This window comes from Actinomadura sp. CNU-125 (assembly GCF_001942465.1).
In the GTDB taxonomy this organism is placed as follows: domain Bacteria; phylum Actinomycetota; class Actinomycetes; order Streptosporangiales; family Streptosporangiaceae; genus Spirillospora.
The window spans coordinates 23,521-50,459 of the sequence record NZ_MKJY01000377.1; the positions used below are offsets into that span (position 1 = coordinate 23,521).

At 74.2% G+C, this 26,939-nt stretch carries 19 protein-coding genes and 7 pseudogenes; 21 read left to right on the forward strand and 5 right to left on the reverse strand.

The features are described 5' to 3' along the window. Positions 1-325 precede the first annotated feature (325 nt). The 5 genes from BJF79_RS34040 to BJF79_RS51890 are packed head-to-tail and all read left to right on the forward strand — an operon-like array spanning position 326 to position 5,150. Positions 326-1,306 (forward strand): D-2-hydroxyacid dehydrogenase, encoded by a 981-nt coding sequence (locus BJF79_RS34040; protein ID WP_262402960.1) that lies wholly within the window; start codon positions 326-328, stop codon positions 1,304-1,306. A gap of 50 nt (positions 1,307-1,356) precedes the next feature. Next, the gene (locus BJF79_RS34045) at positions 1,357-2,190 is read left to right on the forward strand and encodes an alpha/beta fold hydrolase (RefSeq protein WP_083734445.1); all 834 of its coding nucleotides are present in this window, start codon (positions 1,357-1,359) and stop codon (positions 2,188-2,190) included. Between the two features lie 25 nt (positions 2,191-2,215). Next, the gene (locus BJF79_RS34050; protein WP_075903648.1) at positions 2,216-3,082 is read left to right on the forward strand and encodes an NAD(P)-dependent oxidoreductase; all 867 of its coding nucleotides are present in this window, start codon (positions 2,216-2,218) and stop codon (positions 3,080-3,082) included. Continuing rightward, positions 3,082-4,905, forward strand: a complete 1,824-nt coding sequence (locus tag BJF79_RS34055; protein WP_083734446.1) for an alpha-amylase family protein — start codon at positions 3,082-3,084, stop codon at positions 4,903-4,905. The genes BJF79_RS34050 and BJF79_RS34055 overlap by 1 nt, the downstream gene beginning before the upstream one ends. Further along, the gene (locus BJF79_RS51890; RefSeq protein WP_083734447.1) at positions 4,893-5,150 is read left to right on the forward strand and encodes a hypothetical protein; all 258 of its coding nucleotides are present in this window, start codon (positions 4,893-4,895) and stop codon (positions 5,148-5,150) included. Before BJF79_RS34055 ends, BJF79_RS51890 begins: the two co-directional genes overlap by 13 nt. 6 nt (positions 5,151-5,156) lie before the next feature. On the opposite strand, the gene BJF79_RS62880 is transcribed toward BJF79_RS51890, so the two are convergent. Both BJF79_RS62880 and BJF79_RS67615 read right to left on the reverse strand, forming a co-directional pair. After that, on the reverse strand, positions 5,157-5,303 hold the full coding sequence (locus tag BJF79_RS62880; RefSeq protein WP_262402961.1) for a hypothetical protein: 147 nt from the start codon (positions 5,301-5,303) through the stop codon (positions 5,157-5,159). Between the two features lie 17 nt (positions 5,304-5,320). Continuing rightward, positions 5,321-6,214: pseudogene (locus tag BJF79_RS67615) on the reverse strand (LacI family DNA-binding transcriptional regulator); the annotation flags it as partial. Between the two features lie 189 nt (positions 6,215-6,403). On the opposite strand from BJF79_RS67615, the gene BJF79_RS34065 reads away from it, so the two are divergent. From BJF79_RS34065 to BJF79_RS67625, 14 genes and pseudogenes are all read left to right on the forward strand, one after another. Continuing rightward, complete coding sequence (locus tag BJF79_RS34065) at positions 6,404-7,912, forward strand: ABC transporter substrate-binding protein (protein WP_262402963.1); 1,509 nt, start codon at positions 6,404-6,406, stop codon at positions 7,910-7,912. Between the two features lie 130 nt (positions 7,913-8,042). Continuing rightward, entirely contained in the window at positions 8,043-8,984 is a 942-nt protein-coding gene (locus BJF79_RS34070; protein WP_075903629.1) for an ABC transporter permease, read from the forward strand. Positions 8,985-8,995: 11 nt separating this feature from the next. Then, positions 8,996-10,855, forward strand: coding sequence for a dipeptide/oligopeptide/nickel ABC transporter permease/ATP-binding protein (locus tag BJF79_RS34075; RefSeq protein WP_083734448.1), 1,860 nt, complete (start codon positions 8,996-8,998; stop codon positions 10,853-10,855). Continuing rightward, positions 10,852-11,157, forward strand: coding sequence for an ATP-binding cassette domain-containing protein (locus BJF79_RS62890; protein WP_262402964.1), 306 nt, complete (start codon positions 10,852-10,854; stop codon positions 11,155-11,157). Before BJF79_RS34075 ends, BJF79_RS62890 begins: the two co-directional genes overlap by 4 nt. Next, on the forward strand, positions 11,127-11,747 hold the full coding sequence (locus BJF79_RS34080; protein ID WP_262402965.1) for an ATP-binding cassette domain-containing protein: 621 nt from the start codon (positions 11,127-11,129) through the stop codon (positions 11,745-11,747). Before BJF79_RS62890 ends, BJF79_RS34080 begins: the two co-directional genes overlap by 31 nt. Continuing rightward, on the forward strand, positions 11,744-12,952 hold the full coding sequence (locus tag BJF79_RS34085) for a family 1 glycosylhydrolase (protein WP_075903631.1): 1,209 nt from the start codon (positions 11,744-11,746) through the stop codon (positions 12,950-12,952). Before BJF79_RS34080 ends, BJF79_RS34085 begins: the two co-directional genes overlap by 4 nt. Then, positions 12,949-14,229: pseudogene (locus BJF79_RS51895) on the forward strand (MFS transporter); the annotation flags it as partial. The gene BJF79_RS34085 and the pseudogene BJF79_RS51895, both read left to right, overlap by 4 nt. 365 nt (positions 14,230-14,594) lie before the next feature. Then, positions 14,595-15,365 carry a glycoside hydrolase family 3 N-terminal domain-containing protein gene (locus BJF79_RS62895; protein WP_262402966.1) on the forward strand — a complete coding sequence of 257 codons (771 nt, stop codon included), beginning with the start codon at positions 14,595-14,597 and terminating at the stop codon, positions 15,363-15,365. An 85-nt stretch (positions 15,366-15,450) separates the two neighbouring features. Continuing rightward, on the forward strand, positions 15,451-16,638 hold the full coding sequence (locus tag BJF79_RS62900; protein WP_262402967.1) for a glycoside hydrolase family 3 C-terminal domain-containing protein: 1,188 nt from the start codon (positions 15,451-15,453) through the stop codon (positions 16,636-16,638). Between the two features lie 127 nt (positions 16,639-16,765). Then, positions 16,766-18,549 (forward strand): annotated as a pseudogene (locus BJF79_RS34100) (family 78 glycoside hydrolase catalytic domain); the annotation flags it as partial. A gap of 15 nt (positions 18,550-18,564) precedes the next feature. Continuing rightward, entirely contained in the window at positions 18,565-19,143 is a 579-nt protein-coding gene (locus BJF79_RS62905) for an alpha-L-rhamnosidase C-terminal domain-containing protein (RefSeq protein ID WP_262402969.1), read from the forward strand. After that, positions 19,137-20,933, forward strand: coding sequence for a beta-glucuronidase (uidA, locus tag BJF79_RS34105; RefSeq protein WP_075903635.1), 1,797 nt, complete (start codon positions 19,137-19,139; stop codon positions 20,931-20,933). Before BJF79_RS62905 ends, uidA begins: the two co-directional genes overlap by 7 nt. Before the next feature lie 2 nt (positions 20,934-20,935). Continuing rightward, a pseudogene (locus BJF79_RS67620) lies at positions 20,936-21,202 on the forward strand (asparagine synthase-related protein); the annotation flags it as partial. A gap of 1,034 nt (positions 21,203-22,236) precedes the next feature. Beyond that, positions 22,237-22,635, forward strand: coding sequence for a hypothetical protein (locus tag BJF79_RS67625; RefSeq protein ID WP_410050179.1), 399 nt, complete (start codon positions 22,237-22,239; stop codon positions 22,633-22,635). Here the strand turns inward: BJF79_RS67625 and larC (BJF79_RS67630) are convergent. The 3 genes and pseudogenes from larC (BJF79_RS67630) to BJF79_RS34135 form a co-directional block, all read right to left on the reverse strand. Continuing rightward, positions 22,595-23,655 (reverse strand): annotated as a pseudogene (gene larC / locus BJF79_RS67630) (nickel insertion protein); the annotation flags it as partial. The gene BJF79_RS67625 and the pseudogene larC (BJF79_RS67630) overlap by 41 nt on opposite strands. 37 nt (positions 23,656-23,692) lie before the next feature. After that, a pseudogene (gene larC, locus BJF79_RS67635) lies at positions 23,693-23,839 on the reverse strand (nickel insertion protein); the annotation flags it as partial. Positions 23,840-23,843: 4 nt separating this feature from the next. Next, positions 23,844-25,073, reverse strand: coding sequence for a lactate racemase domain-containing protein (locus BJF79_RS34135; RefSeq protein WP_075903639.1), 1,230 nt, complete (start codon positions 25,071-25,073; stop codon positions 23,844-23,846). Between the two features lie 100 nt (positions 25,074-25,173). Between BJF79_RS34135 and uxaC the strand changes: the two genes are divergently transcribed. Together uxaC and BJF79_RS34145 are read left to right on the forward strand one after the other, a co-directional pair. Further along, positions 25,174-26,580, forward strand: coding sequence for a glucuronate isomerase (gene uxaC, locus BJF79_RS34140; protein ID WP_075903641.1), 1,407 nt, complete (start codon positions 25,174-25,176; stop codon positions 26,578-26,580). Beyond that, positions 26,577-26,939, forward strand: a pseudogene (locus tag BJF79_RS34145) (mannitol dehydrogenase family protein); the annotation flags it as partial. The gene uxaC and the pseudogene BJF79_RS34145, both read left to right, overlap by 4 nt.

A 26,939-nucleotide genomic window follows, 5' to 3' on the forward strand; every position in this document is an offset into this window, starting at 1 on the left:
CCTGAGAACTGCCGGGCTCACCGGACGCACGGTTCTCCCGCCGCGCGGCCCGTCGGTCACCCGGCATCAGACGTGCTGCCCACGAGGGGCGGCAAGAGGTTGCCACGTGTTGCCGCCGTGAAGGCGGCGGGGCCGACGCGGCGTCACGGCAACAGACGGCGTCACGGCAACAGATGGCAAGCCGTTGCCGGACGGAACCTCGGGCCGTTGTGATGAACCGACGCATCGGCTCGGCGCCCGCGTTCGGCGCGCCATCGGAGGTAAGCCACTATGACGCGGGGTCCGTTTCATGCGGCCGGATGATCGGGATCGCACCATTCGCTCCGTGCTCTCGACACTCATGTTCGAACCGGATCAACTGGAGCGGCTGCGTCGGGCGTTCGCCCCGGCGGAGTTCGTCCACGTCGCGCCGTGGGACGACGCGGGCATCGCCCGTGCGCTCGAACACGCGGACGTCGCCGTCATCACGGGCGACCTGGACGAACGGTATCTCGCCGCGCCGCGCCTCGGGTGGGTGCACTGCGACCACTCCGGTCTCACCAGATCCGCGCGGCCCGAGGTGTTCGAGCGGGGACTGATCGTCACCGGCTCCGCGGGCCGTTCGGCCCCCGCGCTGGCCCAGCACGGGTTCTACTTCGCGCTCGCGCTCGCTTTCGACGCCCGGGGCCTGTTCGGCATGCAGGACGCGCACCGCTGGCGCTTCATCGACGGCTACGAGAAGAAGCTCGCGCTCTGGGGCCGGACGCTGGGCATCGTCGGTTACGGCCACACGGCCCGGGAGATGGCGCGCCTCGGCAAGGCGTTCGGCATGCGGGTGATCGTGTACCGGCGCCGCCCCGCGGAGAAGGCCGCGGACGTGGACGTCATGCTGTCATCGGACGACGGGGACCCGTTCGGGTCGTTCCTCGACGAAGCCGACGTCGTCATGATCGCGGCACAGCTGACCGACGCCACCCGCCACCTCTTCTCGACCGGCGAGTTCGCGCGGATGAAGAACACCGCCCTGGTCATCAACATGGCACGCGGGGAGATCATCGATCAGGACGCCCTCATCGAGGCCCTGCGGACCGGAGAGATCGCGGGCGCCGGACTCGATGTGGCCACGCCCGAGCCGCTTCCTCCGGAATCGCCGCTCTGGGACTTCCCCAATGTCGTGATCACCCCGCACGTGACCCCGGCCGTCCCGGACCGCACCCAGCGCTCGATCGACATCGTCGTCGAGAACATCCGGCGCTACCGCGCCGGCGAACCTCTCCTGAACGCGCTGACCGAACGCGACGTCTACACGCCGAATCGGCGCGATTGAGACCACCGGGCACCGGCGCGACTCCACACTCCCGACAGTCAGGACGTTCGATGTCTGCAAGCGACGTGGCACAGATCGGCCGCCGCGACGGCGGCTCCCCGGACATCGTCCTGGACCGGGCGACCGGCCCGCGCGGCGCCGTCGGCACGATGGTCCTGTTGAACTCGCTGGGCACCACCACCGCCCTGTGGGACGACGTCGTACCGTTCTTGACCGATTCGTTCGACGTGGCGCGATTCGACCAGCGCGGTCACGGCACCGCCGCGGACTACGCGGTACCGCAGGGTCTCGACGACCTCGTCGACGACGTGCTGGGCGTCGTCGACGGTCTCGGTACCGGACCGGTCCACCTCGCTGGCATCTCGATCGGCGGCATGATCGCCCTTCGCGCCGCGCGAACGGCGCCGGACCGCGTCGCGTCCCTCGCCGTCATGTGCTGCGCGGCGGTGCTCGATCGGCGGAGCTGGGTCGAGCGGGCGGACCTCGTCCGGCGGCGGGGCACGGCGGCGATCGTCCCGCCCGTGCTGGACCGCTGGTTCGCACCCGACTACCGGCGCGCACGGCCCGACGTCGTGCGGGCCTACGCCGACATGCTGGGCTCGACCGACCCGGAGGGGTACGCGGTCGGCTGCGACGTCCTCGCCGACGCGGACGTCCGCGCCGACCTGGTCGGGATCGACGCGCGCACGCTGGTCCTGGGCGGCGCGGAGGACCCGGCCACGCCCCCGCACGAGCAGCGCGCCATCGCGGACGCGATGCGGCGGGCGCGGCTGGAGATCCTTCCGGGAGTCGCGCATCTCGCACCGGCGGCGGCGCCGGAGGAGGTCGCGGCGGCCCTGACGGCGCACGCCCTGAACCGTCCGCGCGGCGAGTCCCGGACGTGACCACCGACTATCCGAGGAGATGGACATGGACATCGGCTTCATCGGCCTGGGCGTGATGGGACGGCCGATGGCCGCCAACCTCATCGCCGCAGGTCACCGGCTCACCGTCTACCGCGACAGCGCGCCGGCCCGCGAGGTCCTGGGCGGACGGGCGCGGTTCGCGGGGTCCGCGGCGGAAGCGGCGCGGGACGGCGAAGCCGTCGTCCTCATGCTCCCGGACACCCCCGACGTCGAAGCGGTGATGCGCGGCGAGGACGGCGTGCTCGCCGCGCTGCGGCCGGGCACCCTCGTCATCGACATGAGCTCGATCTCGCCCGCCGCGGAGCGCGGGCTCGCCGCCGAGGTCGCGGCGGCCGGTGGCGAGTACCTGGACGCCCCGGTGTCCGGCGGGGAGGCCGGGGCGCGCGAGGGAATGTTGTCGATCATGGTCGGCGGCGACCGGACGGCGGTCGAGCGGGCCGCGCCGATCTTCGAGGTCCTCGGGGGGCGCGTCTCCCACATCGGCGCGGCCGGGGCCGGTCAGGTGGCGAAGGCGGCGAACCAGATCGTGGTCGGCGTGACGATCGAGGCGGTCGCCGAGGCGCTGCGCCTGGCCGAGGCCGCGGGTGTGGACGCCGGCGCCGTCCGCGACGCCCTGCTGGGCGGGTTCGCGTCGTCGCGGGTGCTCGACGTGCACGGCGCGCGAATGCTCAAGGGCGAGTACGAGCCGGGCTTCCGCGTCGCGCTCCACCGCAAGGACCTGGGGCTCGCCGTGGAGGCGTCGGCCCGGCTCGACGTGTCGTTGCCCGTCTCCGGCCTGGTGCACCAGCTGATGAACGCGGCGGTGGCCGCGGGCCTGGGCGACCACGACCACGCGGCGCTCAAACTGCTCCTGGACGGGCGGACGGGCTGATGCCGGGCAGGTGGCGGAAACCGTTCACGGTCTTCCAGACGAACCTCCAGGAAATCGACGCCACCATGGACGTCGAGGCCGCACTCGACGTCATCGAGGACCACGGCGCCGACACCTGGCTGGTCAACGCCGGCGGGATCGTCGCGTTCCATCCGACCGATCTGCCGTTCCAGACGCGCAACCCCTTCCTCGCCGACCGCCCTTCCGGGGACCTGCTGGGCGACGCCGTGACGGCCGCCGAGCGGCGGGGCGTCCGGGTGATCGCGCGGCTCGACCTATCCAAGGTCGCCGCCGCGGTCGCCGCGGAGCATCCCGGGTGGCTGTTCAGGTCGGCGGCGGGCGAGCCGCAGGTCTACAACGCGCTCTACAGCACGTGCCCGGCGGGCGAGTACTACCAGCGGCGCGCGCTGGAGATCTTGGACGAGATCCTCGACCGGTACGCCGTCGGCGGTTTCTTCGTCAACTGGTTCAATTTCAACGAGCGCGACTACAGCGAGGTCGTCCACGGCGTCTGCCATTGCGCGTCGTGCGCCGAGCGGTTCGCCGAGTTCAGCAACGGCCGCGCACTCCCCGATACCCACGAGACCACAGACCTTCCCCTGTGGCTGCGCTACACCGCCGCCACGCTGGAAGAGCTGGGGCGGAAGTACACCGACCATGTGGCGTCGCGCGACCGCGACCTCGCGTTCGTCCTGACCAAGGGCGCCCCGATGCTGTACAGCGAGGGCAACAACGCCTTCCGGCACATGCCCGGCAAGGAGCTGTGGCCCCATGCGACCGCCGAGACGGTGAGTGCGCACGTGTCGGCCGGGACGAGGGGACCGCTCGTCCTGAACGCGGTCGCGCACGTCGATTCGACGTACCGCATGGGCGCGGAGCAGCCCGAACACGTCGCCCAGCACCTGATCCAGGCGATCGCGCGCGGCGGTAATCCCTCGACCTACATCCTCGGCGCACCGGGACGGCTGCCGATGGCGAGCGTCTCGCTGGCCCGGACCGTGACCCGGTTCCACCGCGAGCGGCACGACCTCTACGCGGCGTTGCGGCCCGCCGCGACGATCGCTCTGGTGCGGCCCGGAGGCGAGCGCGGTCGGCACCCGGGCCGTCTCGACGCCTTGGAGGAGTTCCGCGGGCTGTACCGGGCGCTGCAGGAGAGGCATCTGCCTTTCGACGTGGTCGGGCTCGGCGACCTGGCGGCGATGGACGCCGCCGGCCGGCTGGACCGTTACCGGCTCGTCGCGTTGCCCGACGTCGGCCCCCTCGGGACCGACACGGCCGAGGCGCTGGACGCGTTCGTCGAACGCGGCGGGAACCTGCTCACCACCGGCGGCGGCGGAACCACGCCGGAGGGCGGCGTGGCACTGGCGGCGAGTCCGGCGGCGCGCCGTATCGGCGCCCCCGTGTCCGGCAAGGAGGTGTGGTCGACGTACGCCACTCTGGACGAGCAGCCGCACGCCCACGAGGGCCGGTTCGTGGGGTCCGTCGTCCCGGTGTACGGCAGCAGTGCCCGTTACGTCTGGAAACCGGGCTGCGACAAGGCGGGGTCCGTTCTCGCCCAGGCCCCGTGGGGGCCGCCGGAGCTGAGCCACGGCCACGTCCCCGGCGGCGACCCGGCGGTCGCCTCGATCCACTACGGATCCGGTGTGTCGGCCATGATCCCGTGGACCATCGGCCGCACGTACCGGGAGTTCGCCAAGACCGAGATCCGCGAGCACCTGCTGCGCGTGGTGGAGCCGCTGGCGGACGCCGGGTCGGCGCGGCACTGCCCGAGCAGGTCGAACTCGTTCTGGGGCGCGACGATGACGGATACGTGGTGCACCTGATCAACCAGACGGGAGCACGACGGCGCTCGTTCGGTCCGCATGTGCCCGTCCGCGACGGACGTCTGGTGCTGCACCATGCGGCCGGGAACGAGACGGCCACCTCGCTGGTGACCCGGCAGAAGCTCGGCACACGGATGGACGGGGACGCTCTCGTCATCGACCTGCCCGTCATGGACCTGTTCGACGTGATCACCGTTCGCCCGGCACCGGTCCGGGAGGACGGGCGCGGCGGCGCCGCCTCCTGACGGGCGTCACGTGCGGCCGGGGCCGGTGCCGGTGCCGCCCGCGGCGACGTCCATGCGGCGGCGCCGGGCGGTCGAGCGGCGCACGATGAGGCGCGCGGGGAGCGGCATCGCCCGCACGGCGGGGCTCGCGGGCTCGCCGCGGTGGGCGAGCACGGCGTGGACGCCGCCCTGCCCTGGGCGCGCAGCGGGGCGGCCACGGTGGTCAGTCCCGGAGAGACGATCCGGGCGGGGAAGATGTCGTCGAAGCCGATCACGCTCACGTCTTCGGGCACCCGGACTCCGGCGGCCTGGAGGGCGAGCATCAGGCCGATCGCGAGCTGGTCGTTGTAGGCCACGACGGCCGTCGGCGGGTCGGCGCGCAGACAGGCGGCCGCCGCGCGGCCGCCCGCGACCGTGGGGGCGAACGGGCCGACGCGCTGCGCCCGGCGCCCCAGGTTCGCGGCCGACTCGCGGAGACCGCGCCAGCGCATCCCGTCCGCCCACGACGCCTCCGGCCCGGCGACGTAGGTCAGCGCGCGGTGGCCCAGCCCGGCGAGGTGCTCGGCGGCCAAGCGGGTGCCGCAGGCGTCGTCGAGGACGATGCTCGGGACGTCCGCGACGTCGCGGTTGAGGACGACCGTGGGGCGCTGCCCGGCGACCACGCGGATGGCGGAGTCGGGCAGGCGGGTGCCCGCGAGGACGATTCCCTCGACGCCGGGCAGCGCGCGGCGGAGGCTGTCGCGTTCGAGGGTGTCGGACTCCTGCGCGTCGATGAGCAGCAGGACGTAGCCCGCTTCGGCGGCGGCCGATTCGGCGCCCCGGATGATCTCGGCGTAGAAGGCGTTCGTGACGTCGGAGACGACGAGGGCGAGCATCGACGTGCGGGCGCCGGTGGCCGCCGGGGACGCCGGGACGGTGCGGTACCCGAGTTCGGTCGCCACCCGCCGGATGCGCTCGGCGGTCTCGGCGTTGACGCGGCCCGGCCGGGCGAAGGCGCGGGACACCGTCGAGGTGGCCACGCCCGCCGCCTTCGCCACGTCGTAGATCGTCGGGGGCCTGCCGGAACCGTTCGCGCCACCGGTCATCCGCACTCACCTCCACCGCTGTGAGAACCATGTTCTCTGCTGGTGAAGACAACATATGGCAACTGCTTGCCGCCGCGCACGGCCCGAACGTCTGATGGACCCGTAATCCAGGCGAAACGTCCCGTCCACCCCACCGTTCACCCGGATGAAGGAACCCCCACGATGCGTAATCGATCCTCAGGCCAGCGGATGCGACCGCGGGTCCTCACCTCGATCGCGGCCATGGCCGCGGTACTGGCCGCGGCGTCCTGCGGCACGTCGGGCGGGCAGCCGCCGGCGGACGAGCGGACGCTGACCCTCGCCGTCCAGGGCGCGCCCAACTCGTTCGACCCCGTGGAGCTGACGGACGGCACCCAGGCGTACGTCTGGAGCTCGGTCTACGACACGCTGCTGCGGCACGACAACACGGGCGAGCTGAAGCCGAACGCGGCCAAGAGCTGGAGCTACTCGGACGACCGCAAGACCCTCACCCTGAAGCTGCAGGACGGCATGACGTTCAGCACCGGCGCCCCGGTGGACTCGGCCGCCGTGAAGGCGACCCTGGAACGGACGATGAAGGAGCCGGGCCCCAACCAGTTCAAGCTGGCGGCGGTCGAGTCCGTGGAGACGCCGGACGAGAGCACGGTGGTGCTGAACCTCGAAGAGCCGGACGCGGCGCTGCTGCACGCGTTCACGATGGCGGTCGGCGTGATCGGCGATCCGAAGACCCTGGACTCCGAGCGCACGGCCCTGAACCCGGTCGGCTCGGGAGCGTACGTCCTTGACGGGTCGACGGTGAACGCCTCGAAGTACGTGCTGAAGAAGCGCGACGACTACTGGAACGCGAAGGCGTACCCGTTCGAGACCGTCGAGATCCGGGTGATCAAGGACCGGACCGCCACCGTGAACGCCCTGCAGTCGGGCGAGCTCAGCGCGGCCAGCGTGGAGACCACGCAGGTCGACCGGCTCAAGGGCGCCGGATTCGACGTGAAGTTCATCGAGGCGGTCGCCATGGGGGGCCTGACCCTCGCCGACCGGGACGGGACGAGGGTGAAGCCGCTCGGCGACGAGCGGGTCCGGCGGGCGATCAACATGGCGTTCGACCGGAACAAGATCGTCAAGCAGTTGCTGCGCGGCGCGGGCAAGCCCACGCAGCAGGTGTTCGGCCCGAAGGGCGACGCGTACGACCCGGCGCTGGAGCGGACGTACGCCTATGATCCGGCTGCGGCGAAGAAGCTGATGGCCGAGGCCGGATACCCGGACGGGTTCGAGGTGCACATGCCGAGCCTGTTCTTCACCAAGCCGTTCGAGCCGACGATCGACCAGTCGCTGGCGGAGATCGGCGTCGAGGTGACCTGGGACCCCACTCCCCCGCAGAACAGCGTGTCGGCGATCACCTCGAAGAAGTACGGCATGTTCTTCTCCGTCGAGGGGGTCACCTCCACACCGGGCGAGGTACAGGCGAACCTCGGCTCCCGCAACGTGTTCGACAGCGCCGACCCCGAGCTGACGAAGCTCCTGGCGCAGGTGAACGCCGAGTCGGACCCCGCGAAGGCCGCCGAGCTGTACAAGCGGATCAACGCCTTCACGGTCGAGAACGCGTGGTTCACGCCGCTCTTCTTCAGCGGTAGGCACTGGGCGACCGACGGGAGCGTCGAGTTCCTCGGCGACGGCTCGAACGTGTTCTCCACCATCCGGACGTTCGGCCCCACCGGCTGACCGGTTCGGCCGCGGCCGACGGCCCCCTCCTGACGTTGACCTGCGGCGTGTTGCCCTTATGGGCGCCCGAGTCAGGGCAACACGCCGCAGATCAACGAACCCCGGTGAACGCCCCGAAGGAGACCCTTCCATGTTCCTCTACGCACTGCGGCGGGCGGCCACGGGCCTGGTGCTCGCGGTGCTGGTCACGCTGATCACGTACCTGCTGCTCAGCCTGTCCTTCGACGACATCGTCCGCGGCCGGCTCGGCCCGGCCGCGACGCCCGAGACGGTCCGGGCGATGAAGGCCGACATGGGCCTGGACCGGCCGGTGCTCGTCCAGTACCTCGACTGGTCGTCGCACGCGGTGCGGGGCGACTTCGGCGTCTCGTACTTCACGAGCGAGCCGGTCGGCCCGGCCGTGTCCGCCCGCCTCGGCGTCACGCTGTCGGTCGTGCTCGTCGCGCTGGCCTGCACCGTCCTGATCAGCGTGGCGCTGGGCGTGTTCGCCGCGACGCGCGGCGGCGTCATGGACCGGGTCGCGCAGGCCGCCTCGCTCACCGGCTACCTGGTGCCGAACCTGCTGATCGCGATCGTGCTGGTCGTCGTCCTGTCGATCAACCTGGAGCTACTGCCGGCCACCGGGTTCACCCCGATCGGCGAGAACCCGTCGCGCTGGGCGCAGACGATCCTCATCCCGGTGCTCGCGCTGCTGGTGTCCGGGGTGGCGTCGCTGACCGCGCAGATCCGCGGATCGATGATCGACGAGCTGCGCCGCGACTACGTCCGGACGCTGCGGACGCGCGGCGTCCCGACCCGTTCGATCGTCCTGCGGCACGCGCTGCGCAACGCGGCGGGGCCCGCGCTGACCGTGCTGTCGTTCGAGTTCATCGCGATGCTGGGCGGCGCGCTGGTGATCGAGCAGGTGTTCGCGCTGCCGGGCTTCGGCACGTACGCGTTCGAGGCGTCGCTGCAGGGCGACGTCCCGATCATCATGGGCGTCAGCGTCTTCGCGGTCCTGCTCGTGGTGGGCCTGAACCTCACCGTCGACCTCGTGAACGGCTGGCTCAACCCGAAGGCGAGGGTCCATTGAGCGCGGATCCGATGAGCACCGATTCCACGGACGCGACCGCCGGTCCCCCTGACGCGGACGTCGCGGACACCGCGGACACCGGCCGGGCGGTGCCCCGCCGCAGGTCGGCGGCGCGGCGGCTGCTGCGGGACCCGCAGGCCGTCGGCACGGCCGCGCTGCTGCTGGCGATCGTCCTGCTGGGGCTGCTGGCGCCGGTGCTGGGCGACCACGGCCCGAACGAGGCGTCGCTCGACGCGATCAACGCCGACGCGGGCACGCCGGGGTACCCGCTGGGCGGCGACGGCAGCGGGCGCGACATCTTCGCCCGGCTGCTCCACTCGATCAACACCAGCGTCGTGTCGGCGCTCGTCGGGACGTCCATCGCGCTGGCCATCGGCGTCACGGCGGGCCTGGTCGGCGGGTACTTCGAACGGCGGATCCGGGGCGTCACCGAGTGGGTGTTCAGCCTCATCATGACGCTGCCCGGCCTGCTGCTGCTGATCGTGCTGATGCCGGTGACCGGCGGCGACTTCCGGGTCACGATGGCGATCTTCGGGGTGCTGCTGTCGCCGGGCGTGTACCGCCTGGTCCGCAACCAGGTCCTCGGGGTGAAGAACGAGCCGTACGTGGACGCCGCGCGCGTCTCGGGGCTGACCGGGCGCCGCATCATGGGACGGCACATCCTGGTCGCCGTCCGGGGGCCGGTCGTCATCATGGCCGCGTTCCTGGCGGGGCAGTCCATCAACGTGCAGGCCGGGCTGGCGTTCCTCGGCGTCGGGTCGAGCGCCACGCCGAGCTTCGGCGCGATGATCTCCGAAGGCTTCCAGAACCTGTACGAGGAGCCGCTGCAGTTCGTCTGGCCGAGCCTGCTGCTCGGCGTGCTGAACGCCGCGCTGGTGCTGTTCGGGAACGCCCTGCGCGACACCCTCCAGGGCGCACGGCCCAAGCCGTCGAAGGCCGTCCCGGCCCGGCCCGGACGCGCGGCCCCGGCGGCGGACGCGGCGGCGGACGTGGCGGCGGACGCGGTCCCGGCGGCCGGCGGGCTGCTGGCGGTCGAGGAACTCGCGATCGCCTACCCCACGCCGTCGGGCGGGCTGGAGGAGGTCGTCTCCGGGGTCACGCTGAACCTGTCGTCCGGGGAGACGCTCGGGCTGGTCGGCGAGTCGGGCTCGGGGAAGACGCAGACGGCGTTCGCCGTGCTCGGCGTGCTGCCCGCCGAGGCCGTCGTCGTCCGCGGGTCGATCCGGCTGGACGGGCGGGAACTGCTGGGCCTCGGCGAGCGCGGGCTGCGCGGGATCCGCGGCCGGTCGATCGCGTACGTCCCGCAGGAGCCGATGTCGAACCTCGACCCGTCGTTCACCGTCGGCGCCCAGCTCGTCGAGGGGGTCCGCGCGGCGGCGACGTCCCGGATCTCGCGGCGGGACGCCCGCGCGCGGGTGCTCGCGCTGCTGAAGCGGGTCGGCATCCCCGACCCGGAGCGGACGTTCCGGTCGTACCCGCACCAGATCTCCGGCGGGATGGCGCAGCGGGTGCTGATCGCGGGCGCGGTCGCCAGCCGCCCGATCCTGCTGATCGCGGACGAGCCGACGACGGCCCTGGACGTGACCGTGCAGGCGGAGATCCTCGACCTGCTGCGCGACCTGGAGAAGGAGCTGAACATGGCGGTGCTGCTGGTCACCCACGACTTCGGGGTGGTCGCCGACGTCTGCGACCGGGTCGCGGTGATGCGGCGGGGCGAGATCGTCGAGACCGGGACGACCGCCGGGCTCTTCGGCGACCCGCGGCACCCCTACACGCGGATGCTGCTCGACTCGATCCCGGACGGCGGCGCCGCACGCACCGCGCGTCCGTCCGCCGGGTCCGCCGGGTCCGCCGGGAAGGAGACGCGATGACGGCGCCGCTCCTCGACGTGGACGGCCTGCGCGTCGCCTACCCCGGGCGCGGGTTCCGGGCGCGCCCGGTGGAGGTGCTGCACGGCGTGTCCCTGACGGTCGGTGAGGGCGAGACGCTCGGCGTCGTGGGCGAGTCGGGGTCCGGGAAGACGACGATCGGACGCGCCGTCCTCGGCCTCGTGAAGCCGAGCGGCGGGCGCGTCCGGTTCCGGGACCGGGACATCACGCACGCGTCGCGCGCGAGCGCCGCGCCCTCGCCCGCGACCTTCAGGTGGTGTTCCAGGACCCGTACGGTTCGCTGAACCCGGCGCTGACGGTCGGCGACATCCTGAGCGAGCCGCTGGTGGTGCAGGGCGCCTCCGCGAAGGACGCGCGGGCGCGGGTCCGCGCGCTCCTGGACCAGGTGGGGCTGCCGTCGGACGCGCCGGAGCGGCTCCCGCGCGAGTTCAGCGGCGGGCAGCGCCAGCGCGTCGCGATCGCCCGCGCGCTCGCCCCGGAGCCGCGGCTGATCGTCTGCGACGAGCCGGTGTCGGCACTGGACCTGTCGACGCAGGCGCGGGTGCTCGACCTGTTCCTCGACATCCAGCGGCGCACCGGCGTCGCCTACCTGTTCGTGTCGCACGACCTCGCGGTCGTCCGGCACGTGAGCCACCGGGTGAGCGTGGTGTACCGGGGCGACATCGTCGAGACCGGCCCGGCCGCCGCGGTGACCGCGGAGCCCGAACACCCCTACACCCGCCGGCTGCTGCTGGCCGCGCCCGTCGCGGACCCGGAGGAGCAGGCGCGGCGGCGCGCGGAGCGGCGGCGCCTCCACGACGCCGAGACCGCAGCCGAAACCGGAGCCGGAGCCGAAACCGGAGCCGCCGAGATCGGACAAGGAGCCCACGGATGACCCGTCCCGTTCCCGGCTTCCTCTGGGGCGCGGCCACGGCCCCGCACCAGGTGGAGGGCAACAACGTCAACAGCGACTGGTGGGTGCGCGAGGAGCGCGTGCCCGGGATGGAGCGCAGCGGCGACGCCTGCGACAGCTACCACCGGTACGCCGAGGACATGCGGCTGCTCGCCGACGCGGGCCTGAACTGCTACCGGTTCGGCGTCGAGTGGGCGCGGATCGAGCCGAGCCCCGGCCGGTTCTCCCGCGCGGAACTCGCGCACTACCGCCGGATGATCGACACCGCGCTCGGCCTGGGGCTGGCGCCGGTCGTCACCCTGCACCACTTCACGCACCCGCGCTGGTTCGCCGAGGAGGGCGGCTGGACGGGCGACGCGGGCATCGAGCGGTTCGCGGCGTACGTGCGCGCGGTGTGCGGCATCCTCGACGGCGTCGAGTGGGTCTGCACGATCAACGAGCCGAACATGCTCGCCCTCATGGCCGGGGCCGCGCGCGCCGCGAAGGCGGCCGCCGCGACGGGCGACACGAAGAAGTGGATGAGCCCGACGGTCGAGGGCGCGGCGCGTCCCGTCCTGCCCGACCCGGACCCGGAGGTCGGGCGGCGGCTGGCCGACGCGCACCGCGCAGCCCGTGCCGTCCTGGCGGAACGCACGGACGCGAAGGTCGGGTGGACGGTCGCGAACCAGGCGCTCACCGCGACGCCGGGGAACGAGGAGCGGCTCCGCGAGATCCGGTACGTGCGCGAGGACCTGTACCTGGAGGCGGCGCGCGGCGACGACTTCGTCGGCGTCCAGTCGTACTCCGGCCAGTCCGTGGACGAGAACGGCATCGTCCCCCATCCGCAGGGCCCGGACACCACGCTGACGGGCAACGCGTACCGGCCGGACGCGCCTGGCATCGCCGTCCGGCACACGTGGGACGTGACGGGCGGCGTGCCGGTCGTCGTCACCGAGAACGGCATCGCGACCGCCGACGACGGGCGCCGCGTCGCCTACACCGCCGAGGCCCTCCGGCACCTGTTCGCCGCGGTCGACGACGGCGTCGACGTGCGCGGCTACATCCACTGGAGCGCGCTCGACAACTTCGAGTGGGGGCACTGGGGACCGACGTTCGGGCTGGTCGCGGTCGACCGGGAGACGTTCGAGCGGCGCCCCAAGCCGAGCCTGGCCTGGCTCGGGGAAGTCGCCCGGCGCGGACGCCCGTGACACCGGACCCCCACCCGTCCGAGACCGGCGCGGCGAGCCGCGCCCCGGTCGGGCGCGCCTTCGTCGTCCTGCTGCTGACGGCGAACTTCGGCCTGTCGATGGCCCTCATCGTGCCGATGGCCTACTCGCTGGCGCTGCGCGTCGACCGGCTGGCGCCGGGCCGGGAGGAGACCCTCGGGTACATCCTCGGGTTCGGGTCGGTGCTCGCGCTGGTGTCCGGCCCGATCGTGGGGACGCTCAGCGACCGGACCCGGTCGCGGCTCGGCCGCCGCGCCCCGTACCTGCTGGGCGGCGCGGCGCTCGGCATGGCCGCCGTCCCGGTGATGGCGGCGGCGCCGGACGTCGTCGTGCTGGGCCTCGGCTGGGGCATGGCGAGCCTCGGGTGGGGCACGGCGCTGGGCGCGCTGGGGAACGTGCAGGCCGACCGGGTCCCGCACCGGCTGCGCGGGAAGGTCGCCGGGCTGTCGGGGTTCACGATGCAGGTCGCGCCCATCGCGGGCGTCCTCATGGTGGGCGCCGTGAGCGGCAGCGGCCTGCTGGTGTTCCTGCTGCCGGGCGCGGCCGGGGCCGCCCTGCTGGTGCCGTTCCTGCTGTTCGCCCGCGAACCGGACGGGCGGACGCTCGCCGTCCCCGATCGGCTCGGCGCGGCGGGCCTGCTCCGCTCGTACCTGTTCTCGCCGCGCGCGCATCCGGACTTCGCGTGGAACTGGCTGGGCCGCTTCGCGTTCTTCTTCGGCCAGTCGTCCAGCACGACGTACCTGACGTTCCTCATCGCGCAGCGGCTCGGGATCCCGCTCGCCGACGTCGCCGGGATCGTCGCGATCACCGGCGGGATCGGCGTCGTCACGACGACGGCGGCGGCGATCGGCGGCGGGTATCTGTCGGACCGGCTGGGACGCCGCCGCCCGTTCGTCTTCGCGGGCGCCGCGGTCTTCGCGGCGGGCGGGTTCGTCCTGGCGTTCGCGGGAAGCCTGCCGGTGCTGCTCGCCGGGTCCGCGCTGACGACCCTCGGCATCGCGCTGTTCACGGCGGTCGACCAGGCCATCGTCCTAGACGTGCTGCCGGAGCGGGACACCGCGGCGGGCCGCCACATGGCGATCAACGCGTTCTCGCAGAAGGTCCCCGGCGCGCTGGCGCCGCTCACCGCGCCGCCGCTGCTCGCGATCGGCGCGGGCACCGGCGCGAACTACACCCCGCTGTACGCGGTGTCCGCGCTCCTCGCCCTGCTGGGCGGCTCGATCATCCTCTGGCGGGTACGGGAGGCGCGCGACGACAACCCGCGGCAACCCGTTGCCCCGCCCGCGCCGTCCCGCCGACGATTCCCATCGGCCGCGCCCGCCGGCGCGCCCGCCGACGCACCGGCCCCGCCGCGAGGAACCCGAACGGCCCCGAGAGAGGACGTACGACTGTGCCACCCCCCGAACTGGACGGGCTGCCGCTGGAGCGGAAGGCCGCGCTGCTGTCCGGCCGGAGCTGCACGCGCACCGAGGCGATCGACGAGGCGGGCCTGCCCTCGATCGCGCTGCTCGACGGGCCGAACGGGCTCCGCCGTCCCGGCGATTCGAGCGAGCACATCGATCCGCGCCGCAGCCTGCCCGCGACGTGCTTCCCGCCCGCGGTGGCGGTCGCGTCGAGCTGGGACGTGGGGGTCGCGGCGCGCGTCGGCGCGGCGATCGGGCGGGAGGCGCGCGCCGCCGGGACGGCCGTGTCGCTCGGGCCGGGCGTCAACATCAAGCGGTCGCCGCTGTGCGGCCGCAACTTCGAGTACTACTCGGAGGATCCGCTGCTCGCGGGCGTCCTGGCGGCCGCGCACGTCCGGGCGCTGCAGGAGCGGGGGCCGGGCGCGTCGGTGAAGCACTTCGCCGCGAACAACCAGGAGACGGGCCGCAAGAGCGTGAGCGCGGACGTGGACGAGCGCACCCTGCGGGAGATCTATCTCGCCGCGTTCGAACGCGTGGTGCGGGAGGCGGACCCGGCGACCGTGATGGCGTCCTACAACCGGATCAACGGCGTGCACGCCTGCGAGAACCGGTGGCTGCTCACCGAGGTGCTGCGGGACGAATGGGGGTTCACCGGCGCGGTGATCTCCGACTGGGGCGCCGTCGGCGACCGGGCGGCGGCGCTGGCCGCCGGGCTCGACCTGTCGATGCCGGGCCCGGACCCGGACGGCGACGCGGAGATCGTCGCGCCCGTCCGGTCGGCGCGCTGGACCCGGCGGTCGTCGACCGGGCCGCCGCGCGGGTCGCCGCGCTGGTCCGGCGGTCCGGCCCCGCGGCGGACGGCGGCGAGCTGCCCGCCTCGATGCTGGACGAGCACCACGAGCTGGCCGTCGAGCTGGCCGCGGAGTCGGCGGTGCTGCTCCGCAACGAACGGGGCGTGCTGCCGCTCGACGGCGTCCGGAGCATCGCGGTGATCGGCGAGTTCGCGGTGGCGCCGCGGTTCCAGGGCGGCGGCAGCGCGACGTCCGGGCGGCGCGCGTCGACGCCGCGCTGGACGCGATGCGGACGCTCGCCGCCGACCGGGACGCGATGGTCGCGTACGCGCCCGGGTTCTCGCTGGACGGCGACGCCGACGGCGACGGCGATCCGGCGGCGCTGCGCGAGGAGGCGGTGCGGGTCGCGCGGACGGCCGAGGTCGCGGTCGTGTTCGCCGGGCTGCCCGAGTCCGCGGAGTGGGAGGGCACCGACCGCGAGTCGCTGGCGCTGCCGGACGAGCAGGTCGCGCTCGTCCGCGCGGTCGCCGCGGCGGCCGGACGCACCGTGGTCGTGCTGTCGAACGGCGCGGTCGTCTCCCTGGAGGGCTGGCACGACGAGGTCGACGCGATCGTCGAGGGGTGGCTGCTCGGGCAGGGCGGCGGGCGCGCGATCGCCGACGTCCTGTTCGGGGCGGCGAACCCGTCCGGACGGCTCGCGGAGACCGTCCCGCTGCGGCTCCAGGACCACCCGAGCTTCCTGAACTTCCCGGGCGAGCAGGATCACGTCAGGTACGGGGAGGGCGTGCTCGTGGGGTACCGGTACTTCGCGACGGCCGAGGTCCCGGTCAGGTACCCGTTCGGGCACGGGCTCTCCTACACCTCGTTCGAGACGCGCGATCTGCGCGCCGTCCCCACGGGCCCGGACACGGTGGACGTCTCGGTCACCGTGGCCAACACCGGCGCCCGCACGGGCAAGCACGTCGTGCAGGTGTACGTGGCCACCGGCGCGGGCCCCGTCCGGCGGCCCGTCCGGGAGCTGCGGGCGTTCACGAAGGTCGAGCTGCGGCCCGGCGAGTCGACGACCGTGGAGTTCGCGCTGGACCGCCGCGCGTTCGCGTACTACGACGTCGTCCTAGGCGGGTGGGCCGTCGCGCCCGGCGCGTACACGGTGCAGATCGGGGAGAACGCGTCGGCCGTCGTCGCGGAGGCCGCGGTGACGCTCGCGGGCGACGAGGCCGATCTTCCGCTGTCGCTCGACTCGTCGCTGGACGACTGGCTCACCCATCCCGCCGTGGGCCCGGACGTCGTCCGGGAGCTGGCGGCGGGGCGGAGCGAGGAGACGATACGGCAGGGGATGCGGACGCCCGAGTTCCGGATGATGTCCTCGATGCCGATCCGCAAGTTCGCCAAGTACCACGCCCGCGACCTGACCGCCGGGACGCTGGAACGGCTGCTGGAACGCCACGGGCTCGCCGGGAGCGGCCGTGAGTGAACCGGACGGACGGGCCGCGACCGCGGGGTTCGTCGCCGCGCCCTTCTCCCCCGCCCCCGGAACCGCCGCCCCCTACTTCCGGCGCGAGTTCACCGTGGACCGGACGCCCGACCGGGCGACGCTGCACGTGACGGCGCTCGGCGTCGTCGAACCGCACCTGAACGGGACGCGCGTCGGCGACGAGGTCCTCGCGCCCGGCTGGACCTCCTACCGGCACCGCGTCCCCGTCTCCGGCCACGACGTCACCGCCCTGATCCGGCCCGGCGCGAACGCGCTGGGCGCCGTCGTCGGCGAGGGCTGGGCCGCCGGACGGCTCGGCTGGAGCGCGAACGGGAAGCCCGACCGGCACCACTACACCGACCGGCCCGCCGTCTACCTGCGGCTGGAGCTGTCCTACGGCGACCGGACCGAGGTCGTCGGGACGGACGGGTCGTTCACCTGCGCCACCGGTGCGGTCCTCGCGCACGGCCTCTACGACGGCGAGACCCACGACGCGCGGCTGGAACCGGACGGCTGGGACCGCCCCGGCTTCGACGACGCGTCCTGGTCCCCGGCGGTGCCGTTCGACTGGGACGAGCGCGCCCTGGTCCCCCGGACGGCCCCGCCGATCCGCCGGATCGAGGAGCTCGCGCCGGTCGCCGTCACGACGAGCCCGTCCGGCGCGACGATCGTCGACTTCGGGCAGAACATCGCCGGCCGGATCCGGCTCACCGTCACCGGCGAAGCGGGACGCACCGTGACGCTCCGGCACGCCGAAACGCTCACCCCCGACGGCGAACTCGACGTCCGGTCGCTGCGTTCCGCACAAGCCACGGACCGCTACACGCCGCGCGGCGGCGGGGAGCCGGAGACGTGGGAGCCCCGCTTCACCGTGCACGGCTTCCGGTACGCGGAGGTCGACGGGCCGTTCGACGAGGTCACCGCCGTCGTCGTGCACAGCGACATGCCCCGCACGGGCCGGTTCGAGACGTCGAACGACCTGCTCGACCGGCTGCACGCCAACACCGTGTGGTCGATGCGGGGGAACTTCGTCGGCCTGCCGACCGACTGCCCGCAGCGCGACGAGCGCATGGGCTGGACGGGCGACATCAACGCCTTCGCGCCGACCGCCGCGTTCCTCTACGACGTGCGCGGGGTGCTCGGCTCCTGGCTCGACGACCTCGCGGCCGAGCAGCGGGAACGGGGCGTGGTGCCGTTCACCGTCCCGGACGTGCTCCCGCACCCGTCGTCCCCGACGGCGCTGTGGGGCGACGTCGCAGTCGGGCTCCCGTGGACGCTCTACCGGGCGTACGGCGACCTCGCGATCCTGCGCCGCGCCTACGGCTCGATGACGGCGTTCGTCCGGGACGTCGAGGCCCGGCTGGACGGCGACGGGCTGTGGAGCGGCGGGTTCCAGTTCGGCGACTGGCTCGACCCGGACGCGCCGCCCGACGACTCCGCGGGCGCGAAGACCGACCGGTTCCTGGTCGCGAACGCCTACCTGTGCAGGACGGCCCGGCAGATGGCGGAGACCGCGCGGCTCCTCGGCGAGGACGCCGACGCCGCCCGCTTCGCCGCGCTGCACGAGCGGGTGCGGGCGGCGTTCCGCCGCGAGTACGTCAGCCCGAACGGGCGGGTGACCGGCGAGACCGTCACCGCGTACGCGCTGGCCATCGTGTTCGACGTCCTCGATCCCGCACAGGAGGAGCGGGCCGGGAACCGGCTCGCCGAACTCGTCGCGGGCGCCGGGTACACGATCTCGACCGGGTTCGCGGGGACCCCGCACGTCCTGCCCGCGCTCACCCGGACCGGTCACCTGGACGACGCCTACCGGCTGCTCCTCCAGACCGCGTGCCCGTCGTGGCTGTACCCGATCACGATGGCGCGACGACCGTGTGGGAGCGGTGGGACGCGGTCCGGCCGGACGGCACGCTCAACCCGTCCACGATGTGCTCGCTCAACCACTACGCCTTCGGCGCGGTGGCCGAATGGCTGCACACGACCGTGGGCGGCCTGACCCCGGTCGAACCCGGCTACCGGACGATGCGCATCGCGCCGCGTCCGGGCGGCGGGCTCACCCGCGCCGCGCTCGCGCACCGCACCCCGCACGGCGAGGTGCGGGTGGCCTGGCGCGTCGCCGGCGGCCGGATGACGGTCGAGGCGACCGTCCCGGACGGCGCCGCGGCGACGGTCGTCCTGCCCCACCATCCGGACGGCCTGGTGACCGAGGTCGCGGGCGGCGAGCACGCCTGGTCGTACGAGCCGCCCGCGGGGAGCCTGCCGAGTGCGGGCCACGACCTGGACACGCCGCTGCGGGCGCTGCTCGCCGACCGGGCGGTCCGGGCGGCCCTGGAGGCGGCGTTCGCCCGGCACTTCCCCGACGTCCCCTTCAAGCAGATCGCCCGGCGGCTCGGGGACGAGCCGCTGCGGACCGTCCTGGACAGGATCCCCGACGCGGCGGGCGACGCGAGGGCCGACCTCGCCGCCGCCGCGCTCGGCACGCGATGGGAGCAGCGCCAATGTTGAGACCACGATCGACCGCGACCCGCGAGAAGGTGAACCTGGACGGCGTGTGGCGGTTCGCCCTCGACGGCGCCGCCGGGCCCGAGCCGTGGAGCGGCCCGCTCGCCACGCGGCTGGAGGCGGCCGTCCCGGCGAGCTACAACGACCTGTTCACCGACCCCGCGATCCGCGACCACGTGGGCCGGGTCTGGTACCAGCGGACGGTCCGCGTGCCGCGCGGCTGGACGAACGAGCGCGTCCTGCTGCGGGTCGACGCGGCCACCCACGAGGGGCGCGTCTACGTCGACGGCGCGCTCGTCGCCGAGCACGTCGGCGGGTACACGCCGTTCGAGGCCGACGTCACCGACCACGTGCGCGCCGGGGAGGAGTTCCGCCTCACGATCGGCGTGAACAACGAGCTGACGAACGTGACGATCCCGCCGGGCACGATCACCGTGTCGCGGAGCGGCCGCCGCGAGCAGCAGTACAAGCACGACTTCTACAACTACGCCGGGCTGTCCCGGTCGGTGTGGCTGCACTGCGTCCCGGCCGTGCACGTCACGGACGTCACGATCACGACGGGCCTCGACGGCACGACCGGGACGGTCGGGTACGCGGTCGAGACGAACGCGCCCGCGCCCGTCCGGGTGCGGGCGCTCGACGCGGACGGCGCCGAGGTCGCGGCGGCGCACGGCACGGACGGCGTCCTGCGGATCGACGGCGCGACGCCGTGGCGGCCGGGCGCCGCCTACCTGTACGACCTGGTCGTGGAGGTCCTGGACGAGGACGGGGACGAGGACGGCGACGGGGTCCTGGACGTCTACCGGGAGCCGTTCGGCGTCCGGACGGTCGAGGTGCGCGGCACCGAGTTCCTGATCAACGGCGAGCCGTTCTACTTCACCGGGTTCGGCAAGCACGAGGACACGCCCGTGCGCGGCAAGGGCCACGACGACGCCTACCTCGTGCACGACTTCCAGCTCCTGGAGTGGATCGGCGCGAACTCGTTCCGCACCTCCCACTACCCGTACGCGGAGGAGGTGCTGGAGTTCGCCGACCGGCACGGCATCGTCGTCGTCGACGAGACCGCGGCCGTCGGGCTGAACCTCGCCGTGCAGGGCGGGCTCACCGGACGTCCGCACGACCCAACCTGGGCGCCGGAGACGTTCGGCGACGCCACCCGGGACGCCCACGCCCGGCACCTGCGGGAACTGATCGCCCGCGACAAGAACCACCCGAGCGTCGTCATGTGGTGCCTCGCCAACGAGGCGTCGACGGCCGAGGAGGGCGCGCGCGAGTACTTCGAGCCGCTGGTCGGGTTGACGCGCGGGCTCGACCCGTCCCGTCCGATCACCTTCACCGCCTGGCTCGGCGCGACCGGCGGCAACGACCTCGTCGCCGACCTCTTCGACGTCGTCACCGTCAACCGGTACTACGGCTGGTACATCGCCAACGGCGACCTCGAAACGGCCGAGCGGTACCTGGAGGACGACCTGCGCGCCTGGATCGAGAAGTTCGGCAAACCGGTCATGATGGGCGAGTACGGCGCCGACACCCTGCCGGGCCTGCACTCGGTGTGGGACGTCCCCTGGACGGAGGAGTACCAGCGGGACTACTTCGAGATGAACCACCGGGTGTTCGACCGCTTCGACGCGTTCGTCGGCGAGCACGTGTGGAACTTCGCCGACTTCGCCACGTCCAACGGGATCCACCGCGTGGACGGCAACAAGAAGGGCGTGTTCACCCGCGACCGGCGGCCGAAGAGCGCCGCGCACGCCCTCCGGGCCCGCTGGCGGGACCTGAACGGGAGGCGATGACGATGCCGCCGACGCTCACCGGACGGGACGCGCGGGACGCCGACCGCGCGGGCCGGCTGCTGCGCACGCCCGGACGGCTCGCCGTCGCGTTCTCCGGCGGCGTGGACTCCTCGGTGCTGCTGGCGATCGCCGTCCGGGAGCTGGGCGCGGACCGGGTGCTCGCCGTGCTCGGCGTCTCGCCCAGCCTCGCGGCGGACGAGCGCGGCGCGGCGCACGAGGTCGCCGCGCACGTCGGCGCGGCCGTGGTGGAGGTCGAGACCCGCGAGGGCGACTCGCCCGCCTACCGCGCCAACGGCCCCGACCGGTGCTTCCACTGCAAGGACGAACTGTTCGTGCGGATCTCGGCGGACGTCGCGGCGGCGCACGGCGTCACCGCCGTCGCGTACGGGGAGAACGCCGACGACGCGCGCCGCCCGGACCGTCCGGGTTCCCGGGCCGCCGCCGGGCACGGGGTGCTGCGGGCGCTCGCCGACGCGGGCCTCGGCAAGGCGGCCGTCCGCCGGATCGCGGCCGCGTTCGGCCTGCCGTCGCGGACAAGCCCGCCGCACCGTGCCTGGCGTCCCGGATCCCGCACTTCGCGGAGGTCACCCCGGAGAAGCTGGCGCAGGTCGAGGAGGCGGAGCGGGCCTTGCGGCGGCTCGGGCTGCGCGACTGCCGGGTCCGGCACCACGGCGAGGTCGCCCGCGTCGAGGTGCCGGTCGAGGACATCGCGCGGCTGGCGGGCGAGCTGCGCGCGGACGCCCTCGCGGCGGTGCGGCGGGCCGGGTTCCGCATGGTCGCGGTCGACCTGGCCGGCATCCAGTCGGGCGCGTTCACGCTGCCGCTGGTGGAGGCGCGGCATGGCTGACGGGTGGCGCCCGCCGGAGTCGTTCGCGCGGCTCGACCACGACCGGGCGGCGCGCCGCGGCTACCCGGAGGCGGTCTACTGCGAGGGGAAGACCCCCGAGCAGGTGCGCGCGATCGCCGCGCGGCGCCGCGACCGCTGCGACGGCGTCGCGCTGTTCGCGCACGCCGGGCCGGAACACGCGCGGGCGGTGGCGGCCGAACTCCCGGACGCCCGCCACGAACCCGACGCGCGGCTGCTGGTGTGGCCGCCCGAGCCGCCCGAGCCGTCCGGCGGGCGCGTCGTGGTGCTCGCGGCGGCAGTCCGACCTGCCGGTGGCGCGCGAGGCCGAGCTGACCGCGCGCCACCTCGGGCGGCCGTGCGAGCTGGCCGTGGACGTGGGGGTCGCGGGGCCGCACCGCGTCCTCGCGCTGCTCGGCACGCTGACGCGCGGCCCGCGCGATCGTGGTGGCGGCGGGCATGGACGGGGCGCTGCCGAGCGTCGTCGCGGGCCTGGTGCCCGCGCCGGTCGTCGCGGTGCCGACGTCCGTCGGGTACGGCGCCGCGTTCGGCGGGGTGGCGCCGCTGCTGGCGATGCTCAACGCGTGCGCGCCGGGCGTCGCGGTGGTCAACATCGACAACGGCTACGGCGCCGGGCACCGCGGGCGCAGATCGCGCACCGCACTGAGTCACCCGGGCGGGTCCGCGTCCAGGCCGGACGGCACGGGCTCGCCGTGCGCGAGCCCGTCGGCGTGCGCGCCGCCACCGCCGCGTCGAGGACCGCCCGGACGGGCACGCCGCGTTCGGCCGCGAGCCGCGCGGCGTCCTCGAACTCGGGGACGGCCTGCACCACGCGACCGTCCCGATGCCCCACCTTGACCGGCAGCCGCGCGGCGAGGACGTCCACGCGCGCCCAGCCGCGCCGCAGCATCGTCTTGCGGACGGCCCGCTCCCGGACGCCGAGCGTGCTCGTCAGCCGGAACATCGCCGCGCGCAGCACGTCCGCCCGTCCGGGCGGGCCCAGCACGCACAGCGTGTGCGCCGGGCGTCCCTTCTTCATCAGGACGGGAACGAGCCACGCGTCCGATGCCCCCGCCTCCAGCAGCGAGGCCAGCACGCCCGGCCACACCCGAGGATCGAGGTCGTCGACGTTGGCCTCCAACACGACCGCCACCGCGCCCGACCCGTCCCCCGGCTCCGCTTCGGGCCCTTCCCCGCCTACCTCCCCAGGCGCCGCTCCAAGCCCCTCCCCGGACATCTCCCTGGGCTCCTTCGCGGGCACCTCCTCGGACATCTCTCGGTGCACCTCCCCCGGCGTCTCCCGGGGCCTCTCCCTCGGCTCCCCCTCGGGCCCGCCCTCCGGCGCGGCTTCAGGTTCGCCGAGGAAGACGCGGACGATGTTGGGGCGGGCGGGGGTGTCGCGGGAACCGGCGCCGGTGCCGGTCGCTTCGAGCCGCATGGGCGGGAGGCCGGGTGCCTCGCGGGCGAGGACGGCCAGCAGCGCCATGCCGTGGGGGTGGCGAGTTCGCCGGGGCCGCCCGCGCGGACGCGCCGTCCGGCGGCCAGTTCGGCGACGGCGGGCACGGGCACCGGCGTGTCGCCGTGCGCGGTCGGGACGCGGCCGGTGCCGACGGCGACCGGGCCCGCGGCGACGTCGGTCACCGACAGGTCGTGGAGGGCGGCGCAGACGCCGACGACGTCGGCGATGGAGTCCCACGCGCCGACCTCGTGGAAGGCGACGTCGTCGACGGGGACGCCGTGGACGCGCGCCTCCGCCGCGGCGAGCCGTCCGAACACCGCGAGCGCGTCCGCGCGGACCCGGGCGGGGAGAGCGGCGCGGGCGAGCAGCCGCCGCACGTCGCGCCAGGCGCGGTGCGGGTGGTCGTCGCCCGGGATCACCCGGACGCGCGCCGCGCGCAGCCCGGCGCCGGGTCACCTCCTCGTGCACGAGCCGGACCTCGCCGGGGACGACCGCCTCCACCGCCGCCCGGACGGACGCCGGTGCGGCGCCCGCGTCGAGCAGGGCGGCCAGCAGCATGTCCCCCGCGACGCCCGCCGAGGCGTCGATCCACGCGGTCCGCACGGGTTCAGCCGCGCAGCCGGTACAGCACTTCGCCCGCCTGCGGCACGACGAGCGTGTCCGGGTCGGCGGCGAACGCGTCGACGTCGACGGCGGCCGGGTCGAGGTGGTCGAGGTTCGCGCGGCGCACGACGTCTTCGGGGATTCCCGTCGCGAGGGTGACGGTGACGCGGCAGCGCTCGCCATGCTCGGCGTCGTAGGTGCCCGCGCCGCGCAGGTGGGTGGAGTGGGCGAGGACGCCCCAGTGCAGGTGCCGGAAGCGGTCCCACTGCTTCGTGAAGTAGTCGCGGCAGTGGTAGCCGATCTCCTCGATCTCGGGGTGCATCGCCGAGATGGTCCGGACGTGCGGCGCGTACAGGACGACCTGGCCGCCGTCCGCGACGACCGGTTCGACCTTGTAGAAGCCCTTCGCGGCCGTCCACATGTCGTCGTACTTGTCCGGCATGACCGACAGCACTCGCCGCACCGGCGCGTCCAGGTAGCGGACGTGGACGCCGGCCGACACCTCGGCCGCCGCCGCCCACGCCTCCTCCGGCGGGCCGAACGCCAGCGAGTGCAGCTCCCCCGAGCCGGACGCGACGACCGCGCACAGCGCGAGCCTGCGGGCCGGGACGAGCGCCGCGGCCTCGTCGATCAGCGCGCGGACGGGCGTGACGCCGCGCGTGCCGATGATGTCCGCGCTGGTGATCAGGGCGCCGAGCCAGTGCGACAGGTCGATGACGTCGGCGTGCGCGACGCCCGGGAAGAAGTACTTGTTGCCGCCGGAGAACCCCACGACCTCGTGCGGGAACACGGGGCCGACGACGAGCGCGACGTCGTGTTCCGCGACGGCCCGGTTGATCCGCACGTCCACCTCGTGGTGCAGCAGCCCGCCGGACAGCTCGCCGACGCGCGCGGCGCCGATCGTGCCGAGCGAGACGAACGTCGACGGCTCCCACCACGCGTGGTTCAGGACGGTCATGCCGGGGAGCGCGGGGACGTGCGCGGCCAGTTCGGCGTCGCCCATCGGCGCGTGCGTCCCGAGCGCGACGAGGACGGTCAGCCGGGTGACGCGGCCGTGCAGCGCGGCGTGGACGGCGCGCACCAGCATCGGGAGCGGGCAGCTCCGGGTGCCGTCGGGCACCACCAGGCACACGCTGCGGCCGTCGAGGTCCTCCGCCGCGAGCCGCTCGGCGACGAACGCCGCCGCCTCCTCGGCGGCGAGGACGCCGCCGGGGCCGCCGATCCGGTGCATCATGGCGACAGCGGACCACGCCCGCGTCCCGGCGGGCAACCGCGCGCGGCAACACGTGGCAACCCGTTGCCGTGCGGATCGGCCGCCGACGACCATTCAGGCCATGCCGATCCATCTGCATCCCGACCGGCTCCTGCCCGCCGACCCCGGCGTGCGGGCCCTGGCGCGGCGGCTCTACGAGTCCGTCCGGGCGCTTCCGGTCCTGTCGCCGCACGGGCACGTCGACGCGCGGCTGCTGGTCGAGGACGAGCCGTTCGGCGACCCGGCGAGCCTGCTGATCTCGCCGGACCACTACGTGACCCGGCTGCTGCACGCGGCGGGCGTCCCGCTGCACGAACTCGGCGTGGGGCGCGGCCCGCTCCCCGAGGCCGACGCCCGGACGGCGTGGCGGCGGTTGTGCGAGCACTGGCCGGTGTTCCGCGGGACGCCCGTCCGGTACTGGCTGGAGGCGGAGCTGGCCGAGGTCTTCGGCGTCGACGAACGTCCCGGTCCGGGCACGGCCGACCGGATCTACGACCGGATCGCCGAGCGGCTCGCGGAACCGGCGTTCCGGCCGCGCGCGCTGTTCCGCCGTTTCGGCATCGAGGTGCTCGCCACGACCGACGATCCCTGCGACGACCTCGCCGCGCACCGGGCCCTCGCCGCCGATCCCGGCTGGCGGGCGCGGGTCGTCCCGACGTTCCGTCCGGACCGCTACCTGGAGCCGGGGCAGGACGGCTGGGCGAAGGCGGTCATGCGGCTGGGCGAGGCCGCCGACGTCGACACGTCCGGTTACGCCGGGTACGTCCGGGCCCTGGAGGCGCGGCGCCGCCACTTCGTCGAGCACGGCGCGACGTCCGCCGACCACAGCCACGCCGACGTCCGGACCGACCCGCTGCCGCCCGGCGACGCCGACCGCGTCTACCGCGCCGCCCTCGCCGGGACGGCGACGGAGGCGGAGACGGTCGCGTTCCGGCGGCACATGCTGCTGGAGATGGCCCGCATGTCGTGCGAGGACGGTCTCGCGATGACGCTGCACCCGGCGGTGCGCCGCAACCACCACTCGCCGACCCTGCACCGCTACGGACCCGACACCGGCCACGACATCCCGCTGCGGGCGGAGTTCACCGACGCGCTCCGTCCGCTGCTGGAACGGTACGGGACGGCGGACGGCTTTCGGCTCGTGCTGTTCACGATCGACGAGACGGCGTTCTCCCGGGAGATCGCGCCGCTCGCCGGTTTCTACCCGTCGGTCTACGCGGGGGCGCCCTGGTGGTTCCTCGACGCGCCCGACGCGATCCGCCGGTTCCAGCGGGCCGTCACCGAGACGGCGGGGCTGTCCCGCACCACCGGCTTCGTCGACGACACCCGCGCCTTCTGCTCCATCCCGGCCCGGCACGACATGTCCCGCCGCCTCGACGCCGGGTTCCTCGCCGAGCTGGTCGCCGAGCACCGGCTGACCGAGGACGAGGCGTTCGAGACGGCCGCGGAGCTGGTCACCGTCAACCCGCGCCGGGCGTTCAAGCTGTGACCCGGCCGCTGACCCGCGCCCGCGACGGCCGTCCGGCCGCGCCGGTGCGGATGCTCCACCTCGGCCTCGGCGGCTTCTTCCGCTCCCACCAGGCCTGGTACACCGAGCACGCGCCGGACGCCGCGCGGTGGGGCTTCGCGGCGTTCACCGGCCGCAGCACCCGGACCGCGGCCCGCCTCGCCGCCCAGGACGGCATGTACACGCTGGTCACGCGCGGCCCGGACGGCGACCGCTGCGAGCGGATCGGGTCCGTCGCGGCGGCGCACCCCGGCGGCGACCACGCGGCCTGGCTCGGGTACTGGCGCGATCCCGGGCTGGCCGTCGTCACGCTGACCGTGACCGAGGCCGGATACACCCGG